The organism is Chitinophaga sp. 30R24, assembly GCF_049056765.1.
In the GTDB taxonomy this organism is placed as follows: Bacteria; Bacteroidota; Bacteroidia; order Chitinophagales; family Chitinophagaceae; genus Chitinophaga.
Genome location: NZ_JBJGXX010000001.1, coordinates 119,333 through 139,414, shown reverse-complemented (window position 1 = coordinate 139,414; position 20,082 = coordinate 119,333). Strand labels below are relative to the sequence as shown.

Genomic DNA, 20,082 nt, shown 5'->3' with positions numbered 1-20,082 from the left:
CGAATCCACATCGATGTATGTAGAAAGTTTAATTTACTTTTTTTGTTATGATCCTTAACTAACTAATCAAATTTAGTACCAGATCATGGAACAAAGGTAATAAAGATTGCAATAAGAAAATCAGGAATACCCAGTTAAAATTACGTTAAAGTGATGGTGTATTGCGGAAAATAAGTAGGGATACAGTATGCGTTCCGAATTTTGTATTACAGTTGCTATAGCAAATATCTTTTTTAACAAATTTTAATATTCCTGTACACTTATCTTTGGGATAATTAAAGCCTGACATTTTTACATGATACCACTGAAGAGGATTTTCCCTGTTATCGTAGTCCTTATAACGTTATCCCTATTGGGGATTATCTTTATTCAGGTAAGCTGGATAAAAAGCGCTGCGCAATTAAAAAAAGACCAGATCTTTCAGCGCTCTGTAAGCATGGTGAGAGACGTGCTTAACGATATGCTAGCTACCAGGCAAGCGGCTATGATGTTTAGACTGGATAACCGTACGCCTCCCCCTAAAGGATTTACCCTCGACATGAACGGGCTGCCCTATACGCATCCCCCACTGAGCGATTTCTACAGTGTACAGGATTTGAAGAAATGCATACAGGCCAACCTGAGGAAAAACTACCTCGATACCGCTAATTTCGAATTTGCTGTAATAGTGCCCGCTGCGGGATATTATGCCAGTATCAAAAAACAGTCTGCCGGTTTCGAAAGATTATATCATGACGCAACCGACTCTACGAAAAATCCGTCTAACCTTGGCAAATATATTGCACAGGTAATACCGCTGGCAGACCCCAGCGATTTTAATCAGCCTGTGGAGAACCTTATTGTGGTGATACCAACAGACGATTCTATCGCTAAACAATTAGGAATCATGATTACCGGTGGTGTGCTCTTTACCATGATCATCGTCACGGCATTTGCCCTCACATTACGCACAATGCTGAATCAGAAAAAGTTGTCTGAAATAAAATCGGATTTCATCAACAACATGACCCATGAGCTGAAAACGCCATTGGCTACTATTTCTTTGGCAATAGATGCTATCAGGAATGAAAAGGTAATGACGAAGCCCGAGAAGATTCAATATTTCTCCGGTATCATCAAAGAAGAAAATAAACGCATGAACAAACAGGTGGAAAGCATCCTGCAATCTGCCCTGTTGGAGAAAGATGAAATAGCTCTGAAACTGCAGGCTACAGACGTGCACGCGGTGATTCAGCATACTGCCGATAACCTGCAACTGCAACTGGCGGCAAAAAGTGGGATGGTAGACCTGCAGTTAGACGCCATCAATCCCGTGATTATGGCAGATGATGTGCATTTCTCTAACCTCATCTTCAACCTGATGGATAATGCAATCAAGTATTCTAATGAGAATCTGGAAATCCGGATACAAACGTATAACACACGTAGAAGCTTGTTCATTACAATTGCAGACAACGGTATCGGCATGAGCCGCGATACTATTTCGCGTATCTTTGAAAAATTTTACCGCGCACACACTGGTAATGTCCACAATGTAAAAGGTTTTGGCCTTGGGCTTACCTATGTGAAGGCTATCGTGGATGCACATAAGGGAAAAATTAAAGTGGAAAGCACCTTGGGCAAAGGCAGTAAATTTACCCTGGAGTTTCCGCAGGAATTGGATAAAGCATAAAAGCAAATGATACTCAGCGAAAAGGAAATACAACATTTCAAACATCCCATCGCCGTACCGGGTATGGGCGTTAGCATGCAGGAAAAATTAAAGGAAGCCCGCGTATTGGTAGTGGGTGCCGGCGGACTGGGCAGCCCGGTTGTGCAATATCTTAGTGCGAGTGGGGTAGGCGTAATCGGTATAGCCGATTATGGTGTTATCAACGATGAAGACATGCACCGTCAGCCTATTTACCAGATGCAGGATATCCGCAAGCATAAGGCAAAAATGGCTGCCAGCCGATTATGGGCGGTTAACCCGTATACGAAACATTATCCCATCCTGATGCAGGTAAAACCGGAAACTATTGGTATGATGCTGGTAGGATTCGACCTCGTGATTGATTGTTCCCAGCACGCTCCTACGCACCTCGTTGTTAATGATGCCTGCCTGGTGCATAATAAACCTTATATCATAGGAGAAGTACATAATTGGGTGGCTTGGTTTGGCGGCTTCAATATGCCGCATCCAGACGGGAGTACCGCCGCTTCTTATCGCTGTGCGTTACCGATTACGGAAGACTACCGCAATTTTGACGCAGGCGCTATTGGCGCTACGCATGGCGCTACCGGTATGCAAATAGTGTGCGAAGTGGTGAAATACCTGATGGGCGTACAAGATGGAATTGCCGGCAAATTATATGGCATCGATTATCTGCATAATACTACGCAGGTGCATACCCTGCAACCAGATATGGCTTTACTGGAAAATATCCGTACTGCCGGTATCCTTACTGCAGAGGAATATGGGTTGGAGATTGTACCAGATGTTGAGGATTAATGTAGGATGATCAGATTAATCCGATTACTGCTTTGGCTCCTACCTTTAACTCATGTGGCACGCCCAGTTTGAGGGAGTAATTGGCATCCTGGTGGCCTACAGGAAAGCCAAAGCATACGGGGTATTCGTATTCCTTTACAAGGTTGCTGATGATTTCATATTCTGTTTGTCCGAAAGGGGTATTGGTTTCTTTGCCGTCAGTAAAAGCGCCCACTACCAGTCCCGCCAACTTATCCAACCAACCAGCTCTTTTCAGGTTATACATCATACGGTCTACGTTGTAACGGTATTCGCCGATATCCTCCAATACCAGGATTTTACCTTTGGTATTGATCTGGGAAGGAGTGCCGGAAAGATTGGAGAGAATAGACAGGTTACCGCCTACCAATGCGCCGCTGGCTTTACCTTCTCTGTTCAGGGGATGCGGAGTAACGGTATAACGGTAGGTTTTGCCTTTTAATACATTAGCGAGGCTGTGTACATATTCGTTGTCGATTGTATCGGGGGTGATGCCGCTGCACATCATAGAATGGATGGTGGCAATACCCAACCGCCTTTGTACATGTGCATGAAGGGTGGTAATATCACTATAGCCGCATAACCATTTGGGGTGCTTGCGGAAATAGGTAAAATCTAGTTTGTCGATAATACATACCATGCCGTAGCCCCCGCGGCCAAATATAATCGCCTTGATTTCCGGGTCGTCCAACATATCCTGTAATTCCTCCAGGCGCAATTCGTCTGGCGCCGAAAAATTATGGAAACTGGTGCCTACAGTGATACCAAGATGTACACGATATCCCCAGGAAGTAAGTACGCCGCGTGCATACTCGGCTGCTTGTAAATCCATTTTACTGCTAGAGCAGGTAATTCCGATCAGATCACCTTTTTTCAAATATGGCGGAATTTTTACCATTGTACCTTTTGTTTACCTTTGCAGATTAGTGAGTATAAATTCAGTGTTTATTCGCTGACTAAGGTGATAAATTGTAGTGGTGATTCCAAAAACATTATCCGATTTAAAGTTTATTTAAGCATTCTTTAAAAGAATATGGCAAAATTTAATAGATATTTAATAACTGCGGCATTGCCGTATGCCAATGGCCCGGTGCATATAGGCCACCTCGCCGGCTGCTATCTGCCTGCAGATATTTATGTACGTTATTTACGTGCAAAAAAGGTAGACGTAAAATTCGTTTGCGGCACGGATGAACATGGCGTCCCTATCACCATTAAAGCGATGAAAGAAGGCGTTACGCCACAAGATATCGTAGATAAATATCATAAGATCATCGGCGATAGCTTTGCAGCGATGGGTATCTCCTTTGATATCTTCTCCCGTACCAGCAATGCCATACATCATAAAACCTCTCAGGATTTTTTCCTGAAAATGTATAACGATGGCTTATTTGAGGTAAAAGAAAGTGAACAATATTTTGATCCGGAAAAGAATGTTTTTCTGGCAGACAGATATATTATCGGTACCTGCCCTAAATGTGGCAATGACAGGGCCTACGGTGATCAGTGCGAGCGTTGTGGCAGCTCCTTGAGCCCCGATGAACTCATTAACCCGCATTCTGCCCTCAGTAATGCCGTACCGGTGAAGAAAAAAACAAAACACTGGTACATGCCTTTGCAGAACTACGAGCCATGGCTGAAGCAGTGGATATTGGAAGAGCATAAGGAATGGAAGAATAACGTATACGGCCAATGCAAAAGCTGGCTGGAACAAGGCCTGCAGAGCCGCGCCATGACGCGCGACAGCAACTGGGGTATTCAGGTGCCGCTGCCCGATGCAGAAGGCAAAGTGTTGTATGTATGGTTTGATGCTCCTATCGGTTATATCTCCGCCACTAAAGAGCTTACAGATAACTGGGCCGACTATTGGTGTAAAGACGATACGAAATTGGTGCACTTCATCGGAAAAGATAACATTGTTTTCCACTGCGTTATTTTCCCGGCCATGCTGAAAGCCCACGGCGACTTTGTACTGCCGGAAAACGTACCGGCCAACGAGTTCCTGAACCTGGAAGGCGATAAGGTATCTACTTCCCGTAACTGGGCGGTGTGGGTAAACGATTATATCGAAGACTTCCCGGATCAGCAAGACGTGCTGCGCTACGTGCTGTGCAGTATCGCTCCTGAAACCAAAGACAGTGATTTTACCTGGAAAGATTTTCAGGATCGTAATAACAATGAGCTGGTAGCGGTATTTGGTAACTTTATTAACCGTGCAATGGTGCTGATGCACAAATTGTGCGGCGGAAAAGTACCCCCTTTGCATGAAGCATTCATAGAAGAAGGCGACCGCGACATGTTGAAAGAGTTTGGTATCGCGAAAGAAAAAATCGAAAATAGCCTCGAAAACTACCGTTTTAGGGAAGCACAGGCAGAAGTAATTGAATTTGCCCGTAAAGGCAATGGATATATGCAAAAGACAGCGCCGTGGATATTGGCTTCTGTTATAGAAAACCTGACTAACGGTAAATCAAATGAGAAGTATCCGCAGTATGTACACTGTACAGAACAGGATATTCCTTATCTGAAGGCACGCATAGATATCTCCTTGCATATTTCCTTGCAAATGACGGCCAACCTGGCTATCTTCTCCCATCCGTTCCTGCCTTTCACTGCCAGGAAGATCTGCCATATGCTGAAAGTGGTAGACCGTATGCTGGAATGGGAAAACGCTGGCAGCGATAAACTGGTGAACGTTGGTTACAGCCTCCGGCCACCAGAACTGTTATTCAAAAAAATTGAAGATGCGCAGGTAAAAGACCAGGTGGAAAAACTCCATGCCCGTCTTAAAGCCGCTACCGCGGCAGCAGCAGCAGCCGATGCAGCTTTGGCGCCGGCAGCGGAAACGCCTGCAAAACCAGAAATCCAGTACGACGACTTCGCCAAACTGGACCTAAGGGTAGGCACCATCCTGAAAGCAGAAAAAGTAGAAAAAGCAGATAAATTGCTGAAACTCCTGGTAGATATTGGTACAGAACAACGCACAGTGGTGTCTGGCATCGCGATGCACTTTAACCCAGACGAGATCGTTGGTAAACAGGTAACCCTGGTGGCCAACCTAGCCCCCCGCAAAATGCGCGGTATCGAAAGCCAAGGCATGATCCTGATGGCAGAAGACAATGGTAAACTGGTGTTCGTGAATCCTAATGAGGCCGTGAAACCAGGTAGTGGTGTTAGCTGATGTGGTAGCACTGAATTTTAATAAAGCCGATACGTAATATATCGAACCCAGGTTAAACTATTTGGGCACACGATCATAATCGTATCGGCTTTATTTTTTATCTTTTCTATACTTTACAAGTGGGTTTTTATAAATAGATGTAAGCCTGTTAACCCTTAATCCCAAGAGAAGTCTCATTGTGGTAGGTTCATCTGTTAAATGGAAATACAATGGTTCCTCTCCACCAGATTTTCCCCTATTTACAAAAAAGTATTACAGAAAACATCTTTCCCTTGATGACGGAAGTCCAAAAAATGCTAAATTCAATGATCAGTAAACTTAAAGTTACAACCGCTGAAAACGCAACTAAGATGAGCCAGGATTTGCAAAGATCTGTACAGAAGGGACTTGAACAATAATCAAACACCCGCAACGGTATCCATAATGGTTTTCCGCTACGATCTCCGCCCTAATCTCCGCTCTATCTAGCAGCTAGCAGCTAAAAGCGATAAGCCATGAGACATATTAATAAGGTAGCCGTTTTAGGCTCGGGAGTAATGGGATCAAGGATTGCCTGTCATTTTGCGGGTATTGGCGTACAGGTATTACTGTTGGACATTGCACCCAAGGAATTGAATGATGCTGAAAAAAAGAAGAACCTGACATTGGACAGTCCCGCAGTGAAAAACAGGATTGTAAATGACGCCTTGCAGGCCGCGGTTAAATCAAACCCCTCGCCTGTATTCACCAAGGATGTAGTGCAACGCATTAAAACGGGTAACTTTACGGATGATATGAAACGCGTGGCGGAGGTAGACTGGATCATTGAAGTAGTGGTGGAAAACTTGGACGTGAAGAAAATTGTTTTTGAGCAAGTGGAGAAATTCCGGCAACCAGGCACCCTTATTACTTCCAATACCTCCGGTATTCCAATCCACTTAATGACGGAAGGCCGTAGCGCTGATTTCCAAAAGCATTTTTGCGGTACCCACTTTTTTAACCCTCCACGTTATCTCCGCTTACTTGAAATTATTCCCACACCACATACCGATCCTGCTGTAATCGACTTTTTGATGCATTATGGCGATTTGTACCTCGGCAAAACTACGGTGTTGTGTAAAGACACGCCCGCATTTATTGCTAACAGGGTGGGCGTATTCTCGATCATGGCTATATTTCACATTATGGCGGAAATGGGGCTGGGAATAGATGAAATAGATGTACTAACAGGTCCGGTGATAGGCCGTCCCAAGTCTGCTACCTTCCGCACTGCCGATGTAGTGGGGATAGATACGCTGGTAAGAGTAGCTAAAGGAGTAATGGAAAATTGCCCGCAGGACGAAGCAATCGGTATCTTTAAAATACCACCTTTCCTGCAAAAAGTAGTAGAAAACAACTGGCTGGGAGATAAAACCGGACAAGGTTTCTATAAGAAAACCAAAGGTGAAGGGGGAAGTAAGGAGATACTCACCCTTAACCTGCAAACCATGGAGTATGGGCCTAAGCAGAAGACCAGGTTTGGAAGTATAGACGCCGCTAAACCGGTAGAAGACCTGAAACTACGGATAAAGATGCTTTCGGCCGCTACAGATAAGGCGGGCGAATTCTATAAAAGTTTTCATGCTTACCTGTTTTCTTACATATCCCACCGCATCCCTGAAATTGCAGACGATCTCTATAAAATCGACGATGCCATGAAAGCCGGCTTCGGTTGGGAAATTGGCGCATTTGAATCCTGGGATTTACTGGGTGTAGAAGCTATGGCAAAAGCCATAGAAGCTAAAGGTTTTACCGTGGCGCAGTGGGTAAAAGATATGCTGGCGAAAGGCATTAAGAGCTTCTATAAAGTAGAGAACGGCAAGAAATCGTATTATGATGTTGCCAGCCAGGGCTATAAATCATTGCCAGGGGAAGGACAGTTTATCATCCTGGAAAATTTTTCCAACAACATTGTTTGGAAAAACAACGCCTGTAACCTGATCGATATTGGTGATGGCGTAGTTTGCTTCGACTGGAAAACTAAAATGAATACTATTGGCGGTGAAGTACTGGAGGGGTTGAATAAAGCAATAGACCGCGCGGAAAAAGATTTCCGTGGCCTGGTGGTAGGCAATGAAGGAACCAATTTTTCTGCCGGCGCTAATGTTGGTATGATTTTCATGTTGGCGGCAGAACAGGAGTTTGATGAGCTGGATATGGCTGTGCGCCTGTTCCAGCGAAGTACCATGCGGTTGCGTTATTCTGCTATACCGGTAGTGGTAGCGCCACATGCGCTTACCCTGGGAGGCGGCTGTGAAATGTGCCTGCACGCAGATAAAGTACAGGCAGCAGCAGAAACATATATTGGCCTGGTAGAATTGGGGGTGGGCCTTATTCCCGGCGGTGGCGGCACCAAAGAAATGGCGCTGCGCGCCAGCCTCGAATTCAGGGAGGGACGTATTGAAGAAGAGCCCCTTAAAGATTACTTCATGACCGTAGCCACTGCTAAGGTAGCCACTTCAGGCTTTGAAGGCTTTGATATGGGCGTATTACGCAAAGGGCATGATGAAATTACCATGAACCCCGGCCGGTTGATAGCAGATGCTAAACGCAGTGTAATTGCCCTGGCAGACGAAGGATATACCCGTCCGGTAGAACGCACAGATATTAAAGTAATGGGCCGTAGCGCCTTGGGCGCCTTGCTGGCAGGCGTATATGCCATGAAATTCGGTAATTATATTTCTGAACATGATCAGAAAGTAGCAAATAAACTTGCTTACGTGATGTGCGGCGGCGATCTTACTGAGCCTTCTTATGTAAGTGAGCAGTACCTGTTGGACTTAGAACGGGAAGCTTTTCTGAGCCTTTGCGGTGAGCGAAAAACATTGGAACGCCTGCAAAGCGTAATTAAAACAGGCAAGCCTATACGAAATTAAGTAATGTTATCATCGTTATAGGGGAGATGTAGTGAAAGGTTAGCCATAAGATCGGCCACTGCATTTCCCCTTTTTTATGTTCGGCCCTGTAGTCGTTCTCCTATGCCTTGCAAAACGGTGAAGAGCTGCCGCCATTTCCTTTGGTGGGCAAAGTACTATCATTACAACAATGAAGTATATGTATTAATTATGCTAGCTTATCTCAGTTTAGGCATCTGATTGGTTTTCAGGAAAATATTAAGATCCGGTCTGTAAAAATATCCATATATTTCACATTCTTTTAAAGCGAAATGTTTAAGAGAGAGCTTAAATTTGTTTTGCAAAAATAAAATGGCAGCATATGGCTACGAAGGAACGTGTTATTCTGGTAACAAATGACGATGGAATTACTGCCCCGGGTATACACGCACTGATAGAGGCGGTAAAACCATTGGGAAAAGTAGTGGTAGTGGCGCCAGACAGCCCTCAATCAGGAAAAGGACATGCCATTACCATTGGGGTTCCTTTACGTTTAAATCAGGTAGATATTTTTGGGGATATTGAGGCCTGGCAATGTTCAGGTACGCCAGTAGACTGCGTAAAACTGGCACGTGATAAAATTTTGCATGGTAAACCGGATATTTGTGTAAGTGGTATCAATCACGGCGCTAATCACGCTATCAACGTTATTTACTCTGGTACGATGTCTGCCGCTATGGAAGCCGCTATAGAAGGGATTCCTTCCGTAGGGTTTTCTTTTCTGGAATATGCTTACGATGCAGATTTTTCTTTGCCTAAAAAAGTAGCTTACGAGGTAACCAAACGGATGTTGGAATCTGACTTGCCTCCGGGTAGCCTGTTAAATGTGAATATTCCTATTGTTAGTGAAAAAGACTTTAAGGGGCTGAGGATCAGTCGGCAGGCCGATGCTAAATGGGTAGAGGAATTCGATGAACGCCGCGACCCACATGGTAAAAAATATTACTGGCTCACCGGAGTATTCAAAAACAGGGATGTTGGAGAAGATACAGATGTGTGGGCGCTTGAGAATAATTATGCTTCTGTAGTACCTGTGCAGTTTGATCTGACCAACTACACCCTGAAAAAGAAGTTGGAAAAGGACTGGCATCATGCGTCGGGAACCAAACACAACTAGTAAAAGCCAAATGAACTATGTTAAAAAAAGATAATCTTTCGTTAGGGATATTATTGGGGTTCCTCACTCCATTGGTCGCCTTTTTTCTGTACTATTTTATAGTGATCAGGCCGCATAACGATATCGCTTTCGGGCAGTTTATAGGCATTCTGAAAGATAACCGGCAAATGTTGCCTAAATTGGTCAGCGTATGCCTGTTATTGAACGGAGCCGTATTTTTCCTCTATACCAGAAAACGGCTGGATATCACAGCTAAAGGTATTTTTCTGATGACTATGCTTTACGCGATTGGTATCATTTTATTGAAACTGATCAGATAATCTTTAATCTACATAATATTGAAATATTACATCATTGCAGGAGAAGCGTCTGGTGATCTGCACGGCAGCAATCTTGTAAAACAATTAAGGGAGCTGGATACCTCCGCGGATATACGTAGCTGGGGAGGCGATCTGATGGAAGCTGCCGGCGCTAAGGTGGTAAAACATTACAAAGACCTGGCGTTTATGGGTTTTGTGGAAGTATTAATGAACCTGCGGACTATTTTACATAACATAGATCTTTGTAAGAAAGATATTGCTGCGTTTAAACCGGATGTACTGGTATTGGTAGACTATCCCGGCTTTAATATGCGTATTGCCGAATGGGGCAAACAGCAAGGTTTTAAAATTGTATATTATATTTCTCCACAGGTATGGGCCTGGAAAGAGAACAGGGTAAAGAAGATTAAACAAAATGTAGATAAACTGCTTTGTATCCTGCCTTTTGAGCAGGAATTCTACCGTAAATGGCAGTATGATGTGGAGTATGTAGGGCATCCTTTGGTAGAAGTGATAAAGGCGGCTAAAGAACAACCTGCAGATGCTCCCCTGTCTGATAAACCAGTGATTGCCATACTTCCCGGAAGCCGCAAGCAGGAAGTAAGCGTAAAACTGCCCATCATGCTTACTATGGCCAGGCATTTCCCGGAATATCAGTTTATAGTGGCCCAGGCGCCTAGCCTCGACGATCATTTCTTGGAAAGTCTTACAGGTCATCATCCCAATGTTACAATGGTAAAGGGGCAAACGTATAAATTATTGCGGCAGGCTAAGGCTGCCCTGGTTACTTCCGGCACCGCTACCTTGGAAACGGCTTTGTTTGGTGTGCCACAAGTGGTGTGCTACAAGGGCAATCCTATTTCTTATTTTTTTGCAAAAAGACTGATAAAAGTAAAATATATATCGCTGGTAAACCTGGTAATGGACAAGCTGGTAGTGAAAGAACTGATCCAGCACGACCTTACAGCAGCCAATTTGCTGAAAGAACTGACCGCACTCCTCAAAGAAGACGATACCCGTAAACAGGTGATGAAAGATTATGCCACATTATGGCATAAACTGGGTGAAAAGAATGCTTCCCGGCGGGCAGCGGAAGTGATCTACGAGTATGCGATCGCATAATCAGGTTAATGTCTCCTGATTAACCGGATCACCATAATAATCAACGCAATCAGAAAAAGTAAAAGAGATATTCTGTTCATCCCATGCATCATTGCCACGTAACGTGTTTTTGGTGCATTGGGATCTTTTTTGCCAATGTAGAGATACCTTAATATTTGTTGCCAGATACTTTTCATTCTTCAAAGATCGTAAATCAGTGCTATTTTTGGTCCTGCTGAAAAAATAAGGACAATGAAATATCTGCTGTTGACAACCTATTGGTGTGTAGCTTTTTTTACGGGCATATCCGCGCAAAATCATGTAATCAATCCCTTGGCATCCGGTTGGGAGTTTTCCCGTACCGATGAGGGTGTTTGGCGTCCGGCTACCGTGCCGGGTACTGTGCATACCGATTTATTGGCGGCCGGCCTTATACCAGACCCTTTTGTTGGCGCCAATGAAAAAGCGGTGCAATGGGTAGACAAAAAAGATTGGGAATACCGTACAAGATGGGCCCTGAAAAAACAAGACCTGAACTTTGACGTAATAGCACTGGAACTGAAAGGATTAGATACCTATGCAGCAGTGTACCTCAACAATCATTTGATACTGCAATCGACCAATATGTTTGTGGGACATACCATAAATGTGAAAAAGTGGCTGGTGGCAGGCAGTAACGAATTACGTATCCTGTTTAAGAGCCCTGTTAAAATGGATATGCCGGCATTTTTACGGGATAGCATACTCTATCCTGCCGGCAACGATGCCAGCGATATTCCTTTAAGCATTTATGCCCGCAAGGCGCCTTATCATTACGGATGGGATTGGGGGCCGCGGCTGGTAACTACCGGTATCTGGCGGCAGGTATGCTTGCATAGCTGGAATAAAGCAGCCATCCAGGATGTATACTGGCAGCAACAACAAGTAGACACTACTAAAGCAATCATACAGGCACAGGTAACCATAGCAGCAGCAGTAGCGGGCGATTATACGCTGCTGCTCCGTAGTAATAATAAGGAGCTGGTTTCCCGGCAGGTAAGCCTGCACGCGGGCGTTAATACCTGCAACGTACCTTTCTCCATTGAAAAACCGGCGTTATGGTGGCCTGCAGGCATGGGGCCGCAAACGAGGTATATGCTGGAAGCAGTATTGAGTAGCAACAAAATGCCCGTCGACAGCCGTAAAGATCTGGTAGGTTTGCGCACCATAGAGGTAGTAAACAAGCCGGATAGCTTGGGAGAATCCTTTTATGTGAAAGTAAATGGCCGTCCGGTGTTTATGAAAGGGGCTAACTATATTCCGCAAGACAATTTTTTGCCCAGGGTAACCGCAAAGCAGCAGGAGCAATTGTTTCTGGACATGGCAGAATCCCATTTCAATATGGTACGCGTATGGGGAGGTGGAATATATGAAGACGATCAATTCTATTCCCTGGCAGATGAAAAGGGTATCCTGGTATGGCAGGATTTTATGTTTGCCTGTACACTTTACCCGTCGGATACGGCTTTTCTGGAAAATGTAAAACAGGAAGCTGCCTATAATATAAAACGTTTACGGAACCATCCGGCCCTGGCGTTGTGGTGCGGTAATAATGAAATTGCCGTTGCCATAAAGAACTGGGGTTGGCAGAACAGTTACGCCTATACGGAACAGCAGTGGGGCCAATTGCTGCATGGATATGATCAGCTATTTAAAGAAGTACTGCCTCAGGAAGTAGCTACTTACCAGCCGGGTATCTTCTACTTTCCTTCTTCTCCTATTAGTAATTGGGGTAAAAAAGAAGATTTTGCGAGAGGAGATAACCACTATTGGGGAGTATGGCATGGTATGGAATGGTTTGAAGCCTTTAATACTCATATTCCCAGGTTTATGAGTGAATATGGTTTTCAATCGTTTCCATCTATGGAAACGATCCGCACTTTTGCTACCCGGGAAGAAGAAGATATTTTTTCCAATGTGATGCAGTCGCATCAAAAGAGCCCTGCCAAAGGCAATGCAGCCATCAAAACGTATATGCTGCATTACTACAAGGCACCGAAAGATTTTCCTGCTTTTGTTTATCTCAGCCAGGTGTTGCAGGCAGAAGGCATGAAGATAGCTATAGAAGGACATCGCCGGGCGATGCCCTGGTGTATGGGCACTTTGTATTGGCAATTAAACGACTGCTGGCCAGGACCTTCCTGGTCGGGCCGCGATTATTATGGCAGGTGGAAGGCGTTGCAGTACTACGTAAAAGAAGCTTTCAAACCGCGTTTAGTGTCTAACGTTATAGAGCAGGGGCAATTATGCACCTATGTAATCACAGATGAATACAGCGGCCTGGTAAACCTGCAGCTTACGGCGATAGATATGCAGGGTAAAGTGATCTGGCAACGGGAATTAAAGGAGGTGTTATTGAAAAGTAATACCAGCGAGCGGTTATATGCAATAGATACTGCGGCCATTTTACAGGGACGAGACCCTGCCACGGTAATATGGTATGCACAACTGCGAATAGACAATAAGGATATGGAGCGGAATATTTTTTACTTTGCTCCTGCAAAAGAAATGAACCTGGAAGTGCCGCACCTGGAAGCCGTAACCAGTAAACCTGCGAGTGAGAAAGGAGCGGTATATATCCGTCTCAGTACAGATAAGTTGGCAAGGAATGTTTACTTGTCTTTAGATAAAGAGATAGCAGGAGAACATTTTGAAGAAAATTATTTTGACCTGTTGCCAGGAGAAACCAAAACAATCCGTTTACAAACCACGCGGTTGCCCGAGACCATACAACAGGTATTGAACATAACCACTTTAGTAGCATCTTATAAACAATGACAATGAAAAAATGCTGGATTTTGCTAGGTAGCGCGCTGTTATGGATCAGTGCCGCATATGCCCAGAACGAAGTGCCTCCTTATGTTCCTGAAACAGACCAGGCGGTGCTAAAGCAACTCGACGAATGGCAGGATTGGAAATTAGGTATCATCATGCATTGGGGGCCTTATTCCCAGTGGGGGGTGGTAGAATCATGGAGTATTTGTCCTGAAGATGAAGACTGGACTCAGCGCAAGCCCTATGGCATTCCCTATTACGATTATCTGAAGAAGTATGAAGCTATGGGGAAAACTTTTAATCCAGTACATTTTGATCCCGAAAAATGGGCGAAAGCCGCCAAAGATGCGGGGATGAAATACCTGGTATTTACTACCAAGCACCACGATGGATTCTGTATGTTTGATACCAAGCAAACAGATTACCGGATCACCGCTCCGGATGGCGCTTTCAGCAAAGATCCCCGCGCTAACATTGCAAAAGGAGTATTTGATGCTTTCCGTAAAGAAGGGATTCATGCCGGTGCTTATTTCTCCAAACCCGACTGGCATTCGGAATATTATTGGTGGAACTATTTTCCGCCAAAAGACCGGAATGTGAACTACGATCTGCAGAAGTATCCGGATAGATGGAATCAGTTTAAGCAATATACTTATAAGCAGATCGAAGAATTAATGACAGGCTATGGTAAACTGGAGATCTTATGGCTGGATGGAGGCTGGGTGCGCCCATTGAAACAACAAACCAAGGAGTCTCTTTCCTGGAGTAAAATGCCGCCGCAAGACCAAGACATCGATATGGCCAGTATAGCTACCATGGCACGTAGTCATCAGCCAGGATTGATTGTAGTAGACCGCAGTGTGCATGGGCCGTATGAAAATTACCGCACGCCAGAGCAACAGATCCCGGAAAAGCCCCTGGATTATCCATGGGAAACCTGCATGACAATGGGCGGTTCCTGGTCTTATGTGCCGGGCGATAAGTATAAACCCGTTAACGTCTTGGTTCACAATCTGGTGGATATCGTAGCCAAGGGAGGTAACTATCTGCTCAATGTAGCGCCCGGGCCTGATGGTAGTTTAGACGAAGCAGCTTATACTACTATGCAGGGAATTGGTGAGTGGATGCGCATCAATGGAAGGGCTATTTATGGTACCCGTGCAGTAGCGCCTTACAAAGACGGTAAAGTATGTTTTACCCGCCAGAAAGATGGCAGTGTGTATGCTATTTATTTATTGGATGAAAACGAAGCCTTGCCCGCGCAGATTTCTTTTAAAGGATTACAGCCGGTGAAGGGAGCGCATTTACAATTGCTGGGAAGTGAAAAAAAGCTGATGTGGAAAACTTCGGATGCCGGCGTAGTGGTGGAAATTCCTGCATCGTTGCGGGGTGGCGGATTTAAGCACGCCGTGGCTATACGAATTTCAAATGTGGAAAAAGTGTGAAAATAATGTGAGTTTGTGTGAATTGATGTGAGTAAATAAAAAAAGGGCTGACCGCTTACCCATGGTCAGCTCTTTTTTGTTTTATAGTCGATATTATCACAAATGGTAGCTTTATGAACAGAAACCCAAAAGTTTTGCTGGTAGAAGATGATAAGGCATTCGGCGGTATTGTTAAACAACACCTGGAGCAGGCCGGTTACAGTGTTGAGCATTGCTACGACGGCGTGGAAGCATGGAATCTCTATGTCAGAAACCGCTACGATATCTGCCTGATAGACATTGTTATACCAAAAATGAACGGATTTGAGCTGGCGAAGGAAATCCGTAATACCACCATGCTGACACCCATTTTTTTTCTTTCCTCTGAGCGGGTTTTGGAAGAAGACCGTATCAATGGCTTTCAGTTGGGAGGGGATGGCTACCTGATCAAACCTTTCAGCTTTGAGGAATTGTTGAAAAGAATGAAAGTGATCCTGAAATGGACCCGTCCCAACCGGACGGAGTTGCTTATCGGTCATAACCTGGGTACTTATACCTACCATTACCGGAAGCTTAAGATCTATGAAACAGAGAGTAAGCTAGTGAAAAGCAAAATTTCGCCTATTGAAGCCAAAATGCTGCGCTATTTCCTTAGCCGCCCTAATATTATTGTCCAAAAAGATGAAGTATTACTGCGGGTATGGGGAAAAGAAGATTTTTATGCCAGCCGCAGTATGGATGTGTTCATTGGCCGTATCCGCAAACAGCTGAAACTGGAGCCCCGCGTAGAACTGGAAACAGTATACAATGTAGGGCTACGGTTGAATGTGCCGGAAACCATGCTGCCGGTAAAAATCTGCGTGCCGCTCACCTGATTTCTCTTTAACCAATCATATCATCTTCACCTGCCTCTTCCTGGTACAAAATCGGGAAGAGGTTTTACGCCTGACATTGCTTTTTCGTGCCCCCGCTTTTCTTTCCCATTATATTAAATCGTAACTTTATAGCGATGGAAACAGTGGCAGCACAAAAATATAATTTAGACGAAGAGCAGGAAAAGAAAGAGATTGTCCGGCATTACCGGGCCTTGTTGAGGGCTTTAAAACCCCGTTTGAAAAAAGGTGACCGGGAATTGGTACGTACTGCTTTTGAAATGGCAGCAGATGCACATAAGGAAATGCGCCGTAAATCGGGGGAACCTTATATCCTGCATCCGTTGGCAGTAGCACAAATATGCGTGGAAGAAATAGGGCTGGGGGTGCGCTCCGCCATCTGCGCATTGTTGCACGATACCGTGGAAGACACAGAAGTAACCCTGGAAGATATTGCCCGTGAATTTGGTAGTGAAATCGCACATATTGTAGATGGCCTTACCAAAATATCCACCGTCATAGATTCCGGTACCAGTACCGCCCAGGCAGAAAACTTCAAGAAGATCCTGCTCACCCTGGCGGATGATCCCCGGGTAATCCTGATTAAACTGGCCGACCGCCTGCACAACATGCGCACGCTCGACAGCATGAGCAGGGAAAAGCAATTGAAGATCGCTTCTGAAACAGTGTTTATCTATGCGCCCCTGGCGCACCGTCTCGGATTATACATCATTAAGTCGGAGATGGAAGACCTGTCTATGAAGTATACCGAACAGCAAACTTACCGGGAGATTGCTAAACGCCTTAAAGAAACCAAGCGCGAACGAACCCGTTATATCAACGAGTTCATTAAGCCTATCAAGGAAGTATTGCAAGAGGAAGGCTTTCAATTCGAAATTTATGGCCGGCCTAAATCGATCCATTCCATTCATAATAAAATCAAAACCAAAGGCGTTGCCTTTGAAGAAGTATATGATCTTTTCGCTATCCGTATCATCCTGGATTCTCCAATAGATAAGGAAAAAGCAGACTGTTGGAAAGTATACTCCATCATCACCGATTTTTATCACCCCAGTCCGGAAAGGACCCGCGACTGGCTGAGTAATCCTAAATCTAATGGATATGAGGCTTTGCACGTAACGGTAATGGGTCCCAATGGTAAATGGGTGGAAGTGCAGATCCGTTCCAAACGGATGAACGATTATGCGGAAAAAGGCCTGGCCGCCCACTGGCGCTATAAAGAAGGCAGTGGTAACCCTCAGCAGGAATCCAAATTCGACCAGTGGTTTACACAGATCCGGGAAATCCTCAGCAACCCCGATTCCAATACACTCGATTTCCTTGCTGATTTCAAGAGCAACCTCTTTACAGAAGAAATCTATGTATATACCCCTAAAGGGGATCTTAAAATATTACCGGTCAACTCTACCGCCCTTGATTTTGCATACTCTATCCATAGTGCTATAGGTAACAAATGTATAGGCGCTAAAGTGAATTATAAACTGGTGCCCCTGAGCCATAAATTGCGCAGTGGAGACCAGGTGGAAATCATTACTTCCAATAAGCAAAAACCTTCGGAAGACTGGCTCAATTTCGTGCTCACTGCCAAAGCAAAGTCCAAGATCAAGGATGCGCTGAAGGAAGAGAAACGTAAAGTGGCGATGGATGGGAAGGCCGCGTTGGAACGCAAGTTTTCACATATGGGCGTTTCTGTGAGCCAATATAATATCAATGAACTGGTACAGTTCTATAAACAACCTTCTCCATTGGATCTGTATTATCAGATTGCAGTGAAGAATATTGATATGAAAGAGCTGAAGCAGTTTTCTGTATTGGGTGATAAGCTGGAACCTCCTAAGCCGGCAAAATTGCCGGAGCACCTGCCGGAAGAACAGATCAGGCATCAACTCCCCTCCAAAAAAGACGCAGAACTGATCATCTTTGGAGAAAGCTCCGATAAAATTGCCTATAAGCTGGCTAACTGTTGCCGGCCAATTCCTGGAGACGATGTATTCGGCTTTATTACCGCCAGTGAAGGGTTGAAGATACACCGTACAAATTGCCCCAATGCAGCGCAATTATTGGCGAACTATGGTCATCGGGTGGTAAAAACCAAGTGGGTGAAGAACCGCGAAATCTCTTTCCTGACCGGACTGCGTATCATTGGTATGGATGATGTAGGGGTGATCCACAAAATCACGAACATTATTTCCGGTGAATTAAAGATCAATATCTCAGCCCTCAGTATTGAATCAAAAGAGGGCTTATTTGAAGGGTTAATCAAAGTATACGTCCACGATAAAGAAGAGCTGGACGAGCTCGTAGAAAGGCTTAAAAAGCTCGAAGGAATTCAATCTATACAGAGATTGGAGGAAAGTTGACGGGCTATTAGTCCGTATGAGCTCCTCTACTGTTAGCTACCGGCAGCTAGCCGCTGGTAGCTAATCGCTTAATGGCCTGGCTATCAAAATTTGTATTTGTTAATATTCGCCTTAATTTTGCGTCTTCTTTTAAAGCAACAACCTCCGATAATTAATTAAATCATTATGGTAGACGTTTTGTTAGGCCTGCAATGGGGCGACGAAGGCAAGGGTAAGATTGTGGACTATTTCGCCGGCAGGTACGACATTATTGCCCGTTTCCAGGGTGGACCAAACGCTGGTCACACACTGTATGTAAACGGACAGAAAGTGGTATTGCGTACTATACCTTCGGGTGTATTTCATGATAAGACCATCAATCTTATTGGAAATGGCGTGGTGCTGGACCCCGTAGCTTTCAAAAAAGAAAGCGAAGACATTGCTGCGCTAGGCGTGGATCTGACAAAAAATCTGTTTATTGCCGAAAAAACCCATATCATTGTTCCTACACATCGTGCATTGGACAAGGCTTCCGAAATAGCCAAAGGTAATGATAAGATAGGCTCTACTTTAAAAGGTATTGGCCCCGCTTACATGGATAAAACCGGAAGAAATGGTTTGCGTGTAGGAGATGTGATGTCACCAGAGTTTAAAGAACGTTATGAGAAACTGAAGCAGAAACACCTGCAGCTGTTGTCTCAATACGATATACAGGAATTCGCTGAAGATATTGCCAACTGGGAAGCTGAATTTTTTGAAGCCATTCCTTTCCTGCAACAAATGAATGTAGTGAGCGGCGAATATTTCATCAATGAACAACTGAAAGCAGGTAAAAAAGTATTGGCAGAAGGAGCGCAGGGTAGTATGCTGGATGTGGACTTTGGTACTTATCCCTTTGTTACATCTTCCAACACTATTTCTGCCGGCGTATGCACCGGTTTGGGCATTGCACCGCAGTGGATCAAGGAAGTAATTGGTGTTACCAAAGCTTACTGCACCCGCGTAGGTAGCGGACCTTTCCCTACCGAACTGCATGATGCAACCGGCGAACAACTGCGTGCTGCCGGTAACGAGTTTGGCGCTGTAACCGGTCGCCCCCGTCGCTGTGGCTGGATTGATCTGGTAGCACTGAACTATACCTGCATGCTGAGCGGCGTTACTCAGCTGGTAATGACCAAAAGCGATGTGCTGGACGAATTTGAAGAAGTATTGGCTTGCACTGCATACAATATCGATGGACAGCAAACCAAACAACTGCCTTTCCAACTAAACGGTCTGGACATTAAACCTGTTTGGGAAACATTTAAGGGATGGAGCCACAAAACTTCTACCTGTCAGCAATTCAACGAGTTACCTGTAGAAATGAAAGTATTCGTTGAGGCGGTGGAAACTTACTTGGGCGTTCCTGTGAAATACGTTTCCAACGGACCTGGACGCGATCATATTCTGGATAAGTAGAAGCAAAAAAGTAA

14 protein-coding genes are annotated in these 20,082 nt (G+C 44.7%); 12 read left to right on the top strand and 2 right to left on the bottom strand.

Going from position 1 to position 20,082, the window contains the following annotated elements; genetic code table 11:
* The first annotated feature begins 295 nt into the window (after positions 1 to 295).
* Both ACDQ55_RS00585 and ACDQ55_RS00580 read left to right on the top strand, forming a co-directional pair.
* Complete coding sequence (locus ACDQ55_RS00585; RefSeq protein WP_420979054.1) at positions 296 to 1,672, top strand: sensor histidine kinase; 1,377 nt, start codon at positions 296 to 298, stop codon at positions 1,670 to 1,672.
* 6 nt (positions 1,673 to 1,678) lie between these two features.
* On the top strand, positions 1,679 to 2,491 hold the full coding sequence (locus ACDQ55_RS00580) for a HesA/MoeB/ThiF family protein (protein ID WP_420979053.1): 813 nt from the start codon (positions 1,679 to 1,681) through the stop codon (positions 2,489 to 2,491).
* Positions 2,492 to 2,501: 10 nt separating this feature from the next.
* Here the strand turns inward: ACDQ55_RS00580 and ACDQ55_RS00575 are convergent, their stop codons facing one another.
* The gene (locus ACDQ55_RS00575) at positions 2,502 to 3,386 is read right to left on the bottom strand and encodes a S66 peptidase family protein (RefSeq protein WP_420979052.1); all 885 of its coding nucleotides are present in this window, start codon (positions 3,384 to 3,386) and stop codon (positions 2,502 to 2,504) included.
* 156 nt (positions 3,387 to 3,542) lie between these two features.
* Between ACDQ55_RS00575 and metG the strand changes: the two genes are divergently transcribed.
* The 5 genes from metG (at position 3,543) to lpxB (ending at position 11,161) form a co-directional block, all read left to right on the top strand.
* On the top strand, positions 3,543 to 5,690 hold the full coding sequence (gene metG / locus ACDQ55_RS00570) for a methionine--tRNA ligase (protein WP_420979051.1): 2,148 nt from the start codon (positions 3,543 to 3,545) through the stop codon (positions 5,688 to 5,690).
* 494 nt (positions 5,691 to 6,184) lie between these two features.
* Positions 6,185 to 8,584, top strand: a complete 2,400-nt coding sequence (locus tag ACDQ55_RS00565) for a 3-hydroxyacyl-CoA dehydrogenase NAD-binding domain-containing protein (RefSeq protein ID WP_420979050.1) — start codon at positions 6,185 to 6,187, stop codon at positions 8,582 to 8,584.
* A gap of 340 nt (positions 8,585 to 8,924) precedes the next feature.
* Entirely contained in the window at positions 8,925 to 9,719 is a 795-nt protein-coding gene (surE, locus tag ACDQ55_RS00560; protein ID WP_420979049.1) for a 5'/3'-nucleotidase SurE, read from the top strand.
* 17 nt (positions 9,720 to 9,736) lie between these two features.
* A complete protein-coding gene (locus ACDQ55_RS00555; protein WP_420979048.1) occupies positions 9,737 to 10,039 on the top strand; it encodes a hypothetical protein in 303 nt (100 codons plus the stop codon).
* Between the two features lie 18 nt (positions 10,040 to 10,057).
* On the top strand, positions 10,058 to 11,161 hold the full coding sequence (gene lpxB / locus ACDQ55_RS00550; protein ID WP_420979047.1) for a lipid-A-disaccharide synthase: 1,104 nt from the start codon (positions 10,058 to 10,060) through the stop codon (positions 11,159 to 11,161).
* A 5-nt stretch (positions 11,162 to 11,166) separates the two neighbouring features.
* On the opposite strand, the gene ACDQ55_RS00545 is transcribed toward lpxB, so the two are convergent.
* A complete protein-coding gene (locus tag ACDQ55_RS00545) occupies positions 11,167 to 11,337 on the bottom strand; it encodes a DUF6728 family protein (protein ID WP_420979046.1) in 171 nt (56 codons plus the stop codon).
* Positions 11,338 to 11,392: 55 nt separating this feature from the next.
* Between ACDQ55_RS00545 and ACDQ55_RS00540 the strand changes: the two genes are divergently transcribed.
* The 5 genes from ACDQ55_RS00540 to ACDQ55_RS00520 all read left to right on the top strand — a co-directional run bounded on the left by ACDQ55_RS00540 (position 11,393) and on the right by ACDQ55_RS00520 (position 20,068).
* Entirely contained in the window at positions 11,393 to 13,957 is a 2,565-nt protein-coding gene (locus ACDQ55_RS00540) for a beta-mannosidase (protein ID WP_420979045.1), read from the top strand.
* Positions 13,958 to 13,959: 2 nt separating this feature from the next.
* A complete protein-coding gene (locus ACDQ55_RS00535; protein WP_420979044.1) occupies positions 13,960 to 15,399 on the top strand; it encodes an alpha-L-fucosidase in 1,440 nt (479 codons plus the stop codon).
* Between the two features lie 113 nt (positions 15,400 to 15,512).
* Entirely contained in the window at positions 15,513 to 16,253 is a 741-nt protein-coding gene (locus ACDQ55_RS00530; protein ID WP_420979043.1) for a response regulator transcription factor, read from the top strand.
* A 134-nt stretch (positions 16,254 to 16,387) separates the two neighbouring features.
* A complete protein-coding gene (locus tag ACDQ55_RS00525; RefSeq protein WP_420979042.1) occupies positions 16,388 to 18,631 on the top strand; it encodes a RelA/SpoT family protein in 2,244 nt (747 codons plus the stop codon).
* A gap of 165 nt (positions 18,632 to 18,796) precedes the next feature.
* The gene (locus tag ACDQ55_RS00520) at positions 18,797 to 20,068 is read left to right on the top strand and encodes an adenylosuccinate synthase (RefSeq protein ID WP_420979041.1); all 1,272 of its coding nucleotides are present in this window, start codon (positions 18,797 to 18,799) and stop codon (positions 20,066 to 20,068) included.
* The last annotated feature ends 14 nt before the right edge of the window (positions 20,069 to 20,082 follow it).

Bases quoted from the DNA above. Each gene is read 5' to 3' on its own strand.
- ACDQ55_RS00585 (WP_420979054.1), top strand. From the start codon at position 296: ATGATACCACTGAAGAGGATTTTCCCTGTTATCGTAGTCCTTATAACG.
- ACDQ55_RS00580 (WP_420979053.1), top strand. From the start codon at position 1,679: ATGATACTCAGCGAAAAGGAAATACAACATTTCAAACATCCCATCGCC.
- metG (WP_420979051.1), top strand. From the start codon at position 3,543: ATGGCAAAATTTAATAGATATTTAATAACTGCGGCATTGCCGTATGCC.
- ACDQ55_RS00565 (WP_420979050.1), top strand. From the start codon at position 6,185: ATGAGACATATTAATAAGGTAGCCGTTTTAGGCTCGGGAGTAATGGGA.
- surE (WP_420979049.1), top strand. From the start codon at position 8,925: ATGGCTACGAAGGAACGTGTTATTCTGGTAACAAATGACGATGGAATT.
- ACDQ55_RS00555 (WP_420979048.1), top strand. From the start codon at position 9,737: ATGTTAAAAAAAGATAATCTTTCGTTAGGGATATTATTGGGGTTCCTC.
- ACDQ55_RS00545 (WP_420979046.1), bottom strand. From the start codon at position 11,337: ATGAAAAGTATCTGGCAACAAATATTAAGGTATCTCTACATTGGCAAA.
- ACDQ55_RS00540 (WP_420979045.1), top strand. From the start codon at position 11,393: ATGAAATATCTGCTGTTGACAACCTATTGGTGTGTAGCTTTTTTTACG.
- ACDQ55_RS00535 (WP_420979044.1), top strand. From the start codon at position 13,960: ATGAAAAAATGCTGGATTTTGCTAGGTAGCGCGCTGTTATGGATCAGT.
- ACDQ55_RS00530 (WP_420979043.1), top strand. From the start codon at position 15,513: ATGAACAGAAACCCAAAAGTTTTGCTGGTAGAAGATGATAAGGCATTC.
- ACDQ55_RS00525 (WP_420979042.1), top strand. From the start codon at position 16,388: ATGGAAACAGTGGCAGCACAAAAATATAATTTAGACGAAGAGCAGGAA.
- ACDQ55_RS00520 (WP_420979041.1), top strand. From the start codon at position 18,797: ATGGTAGACGTTTTGTTAGGCCTGCAATGGGGCGACGAAGGCAAGGGT.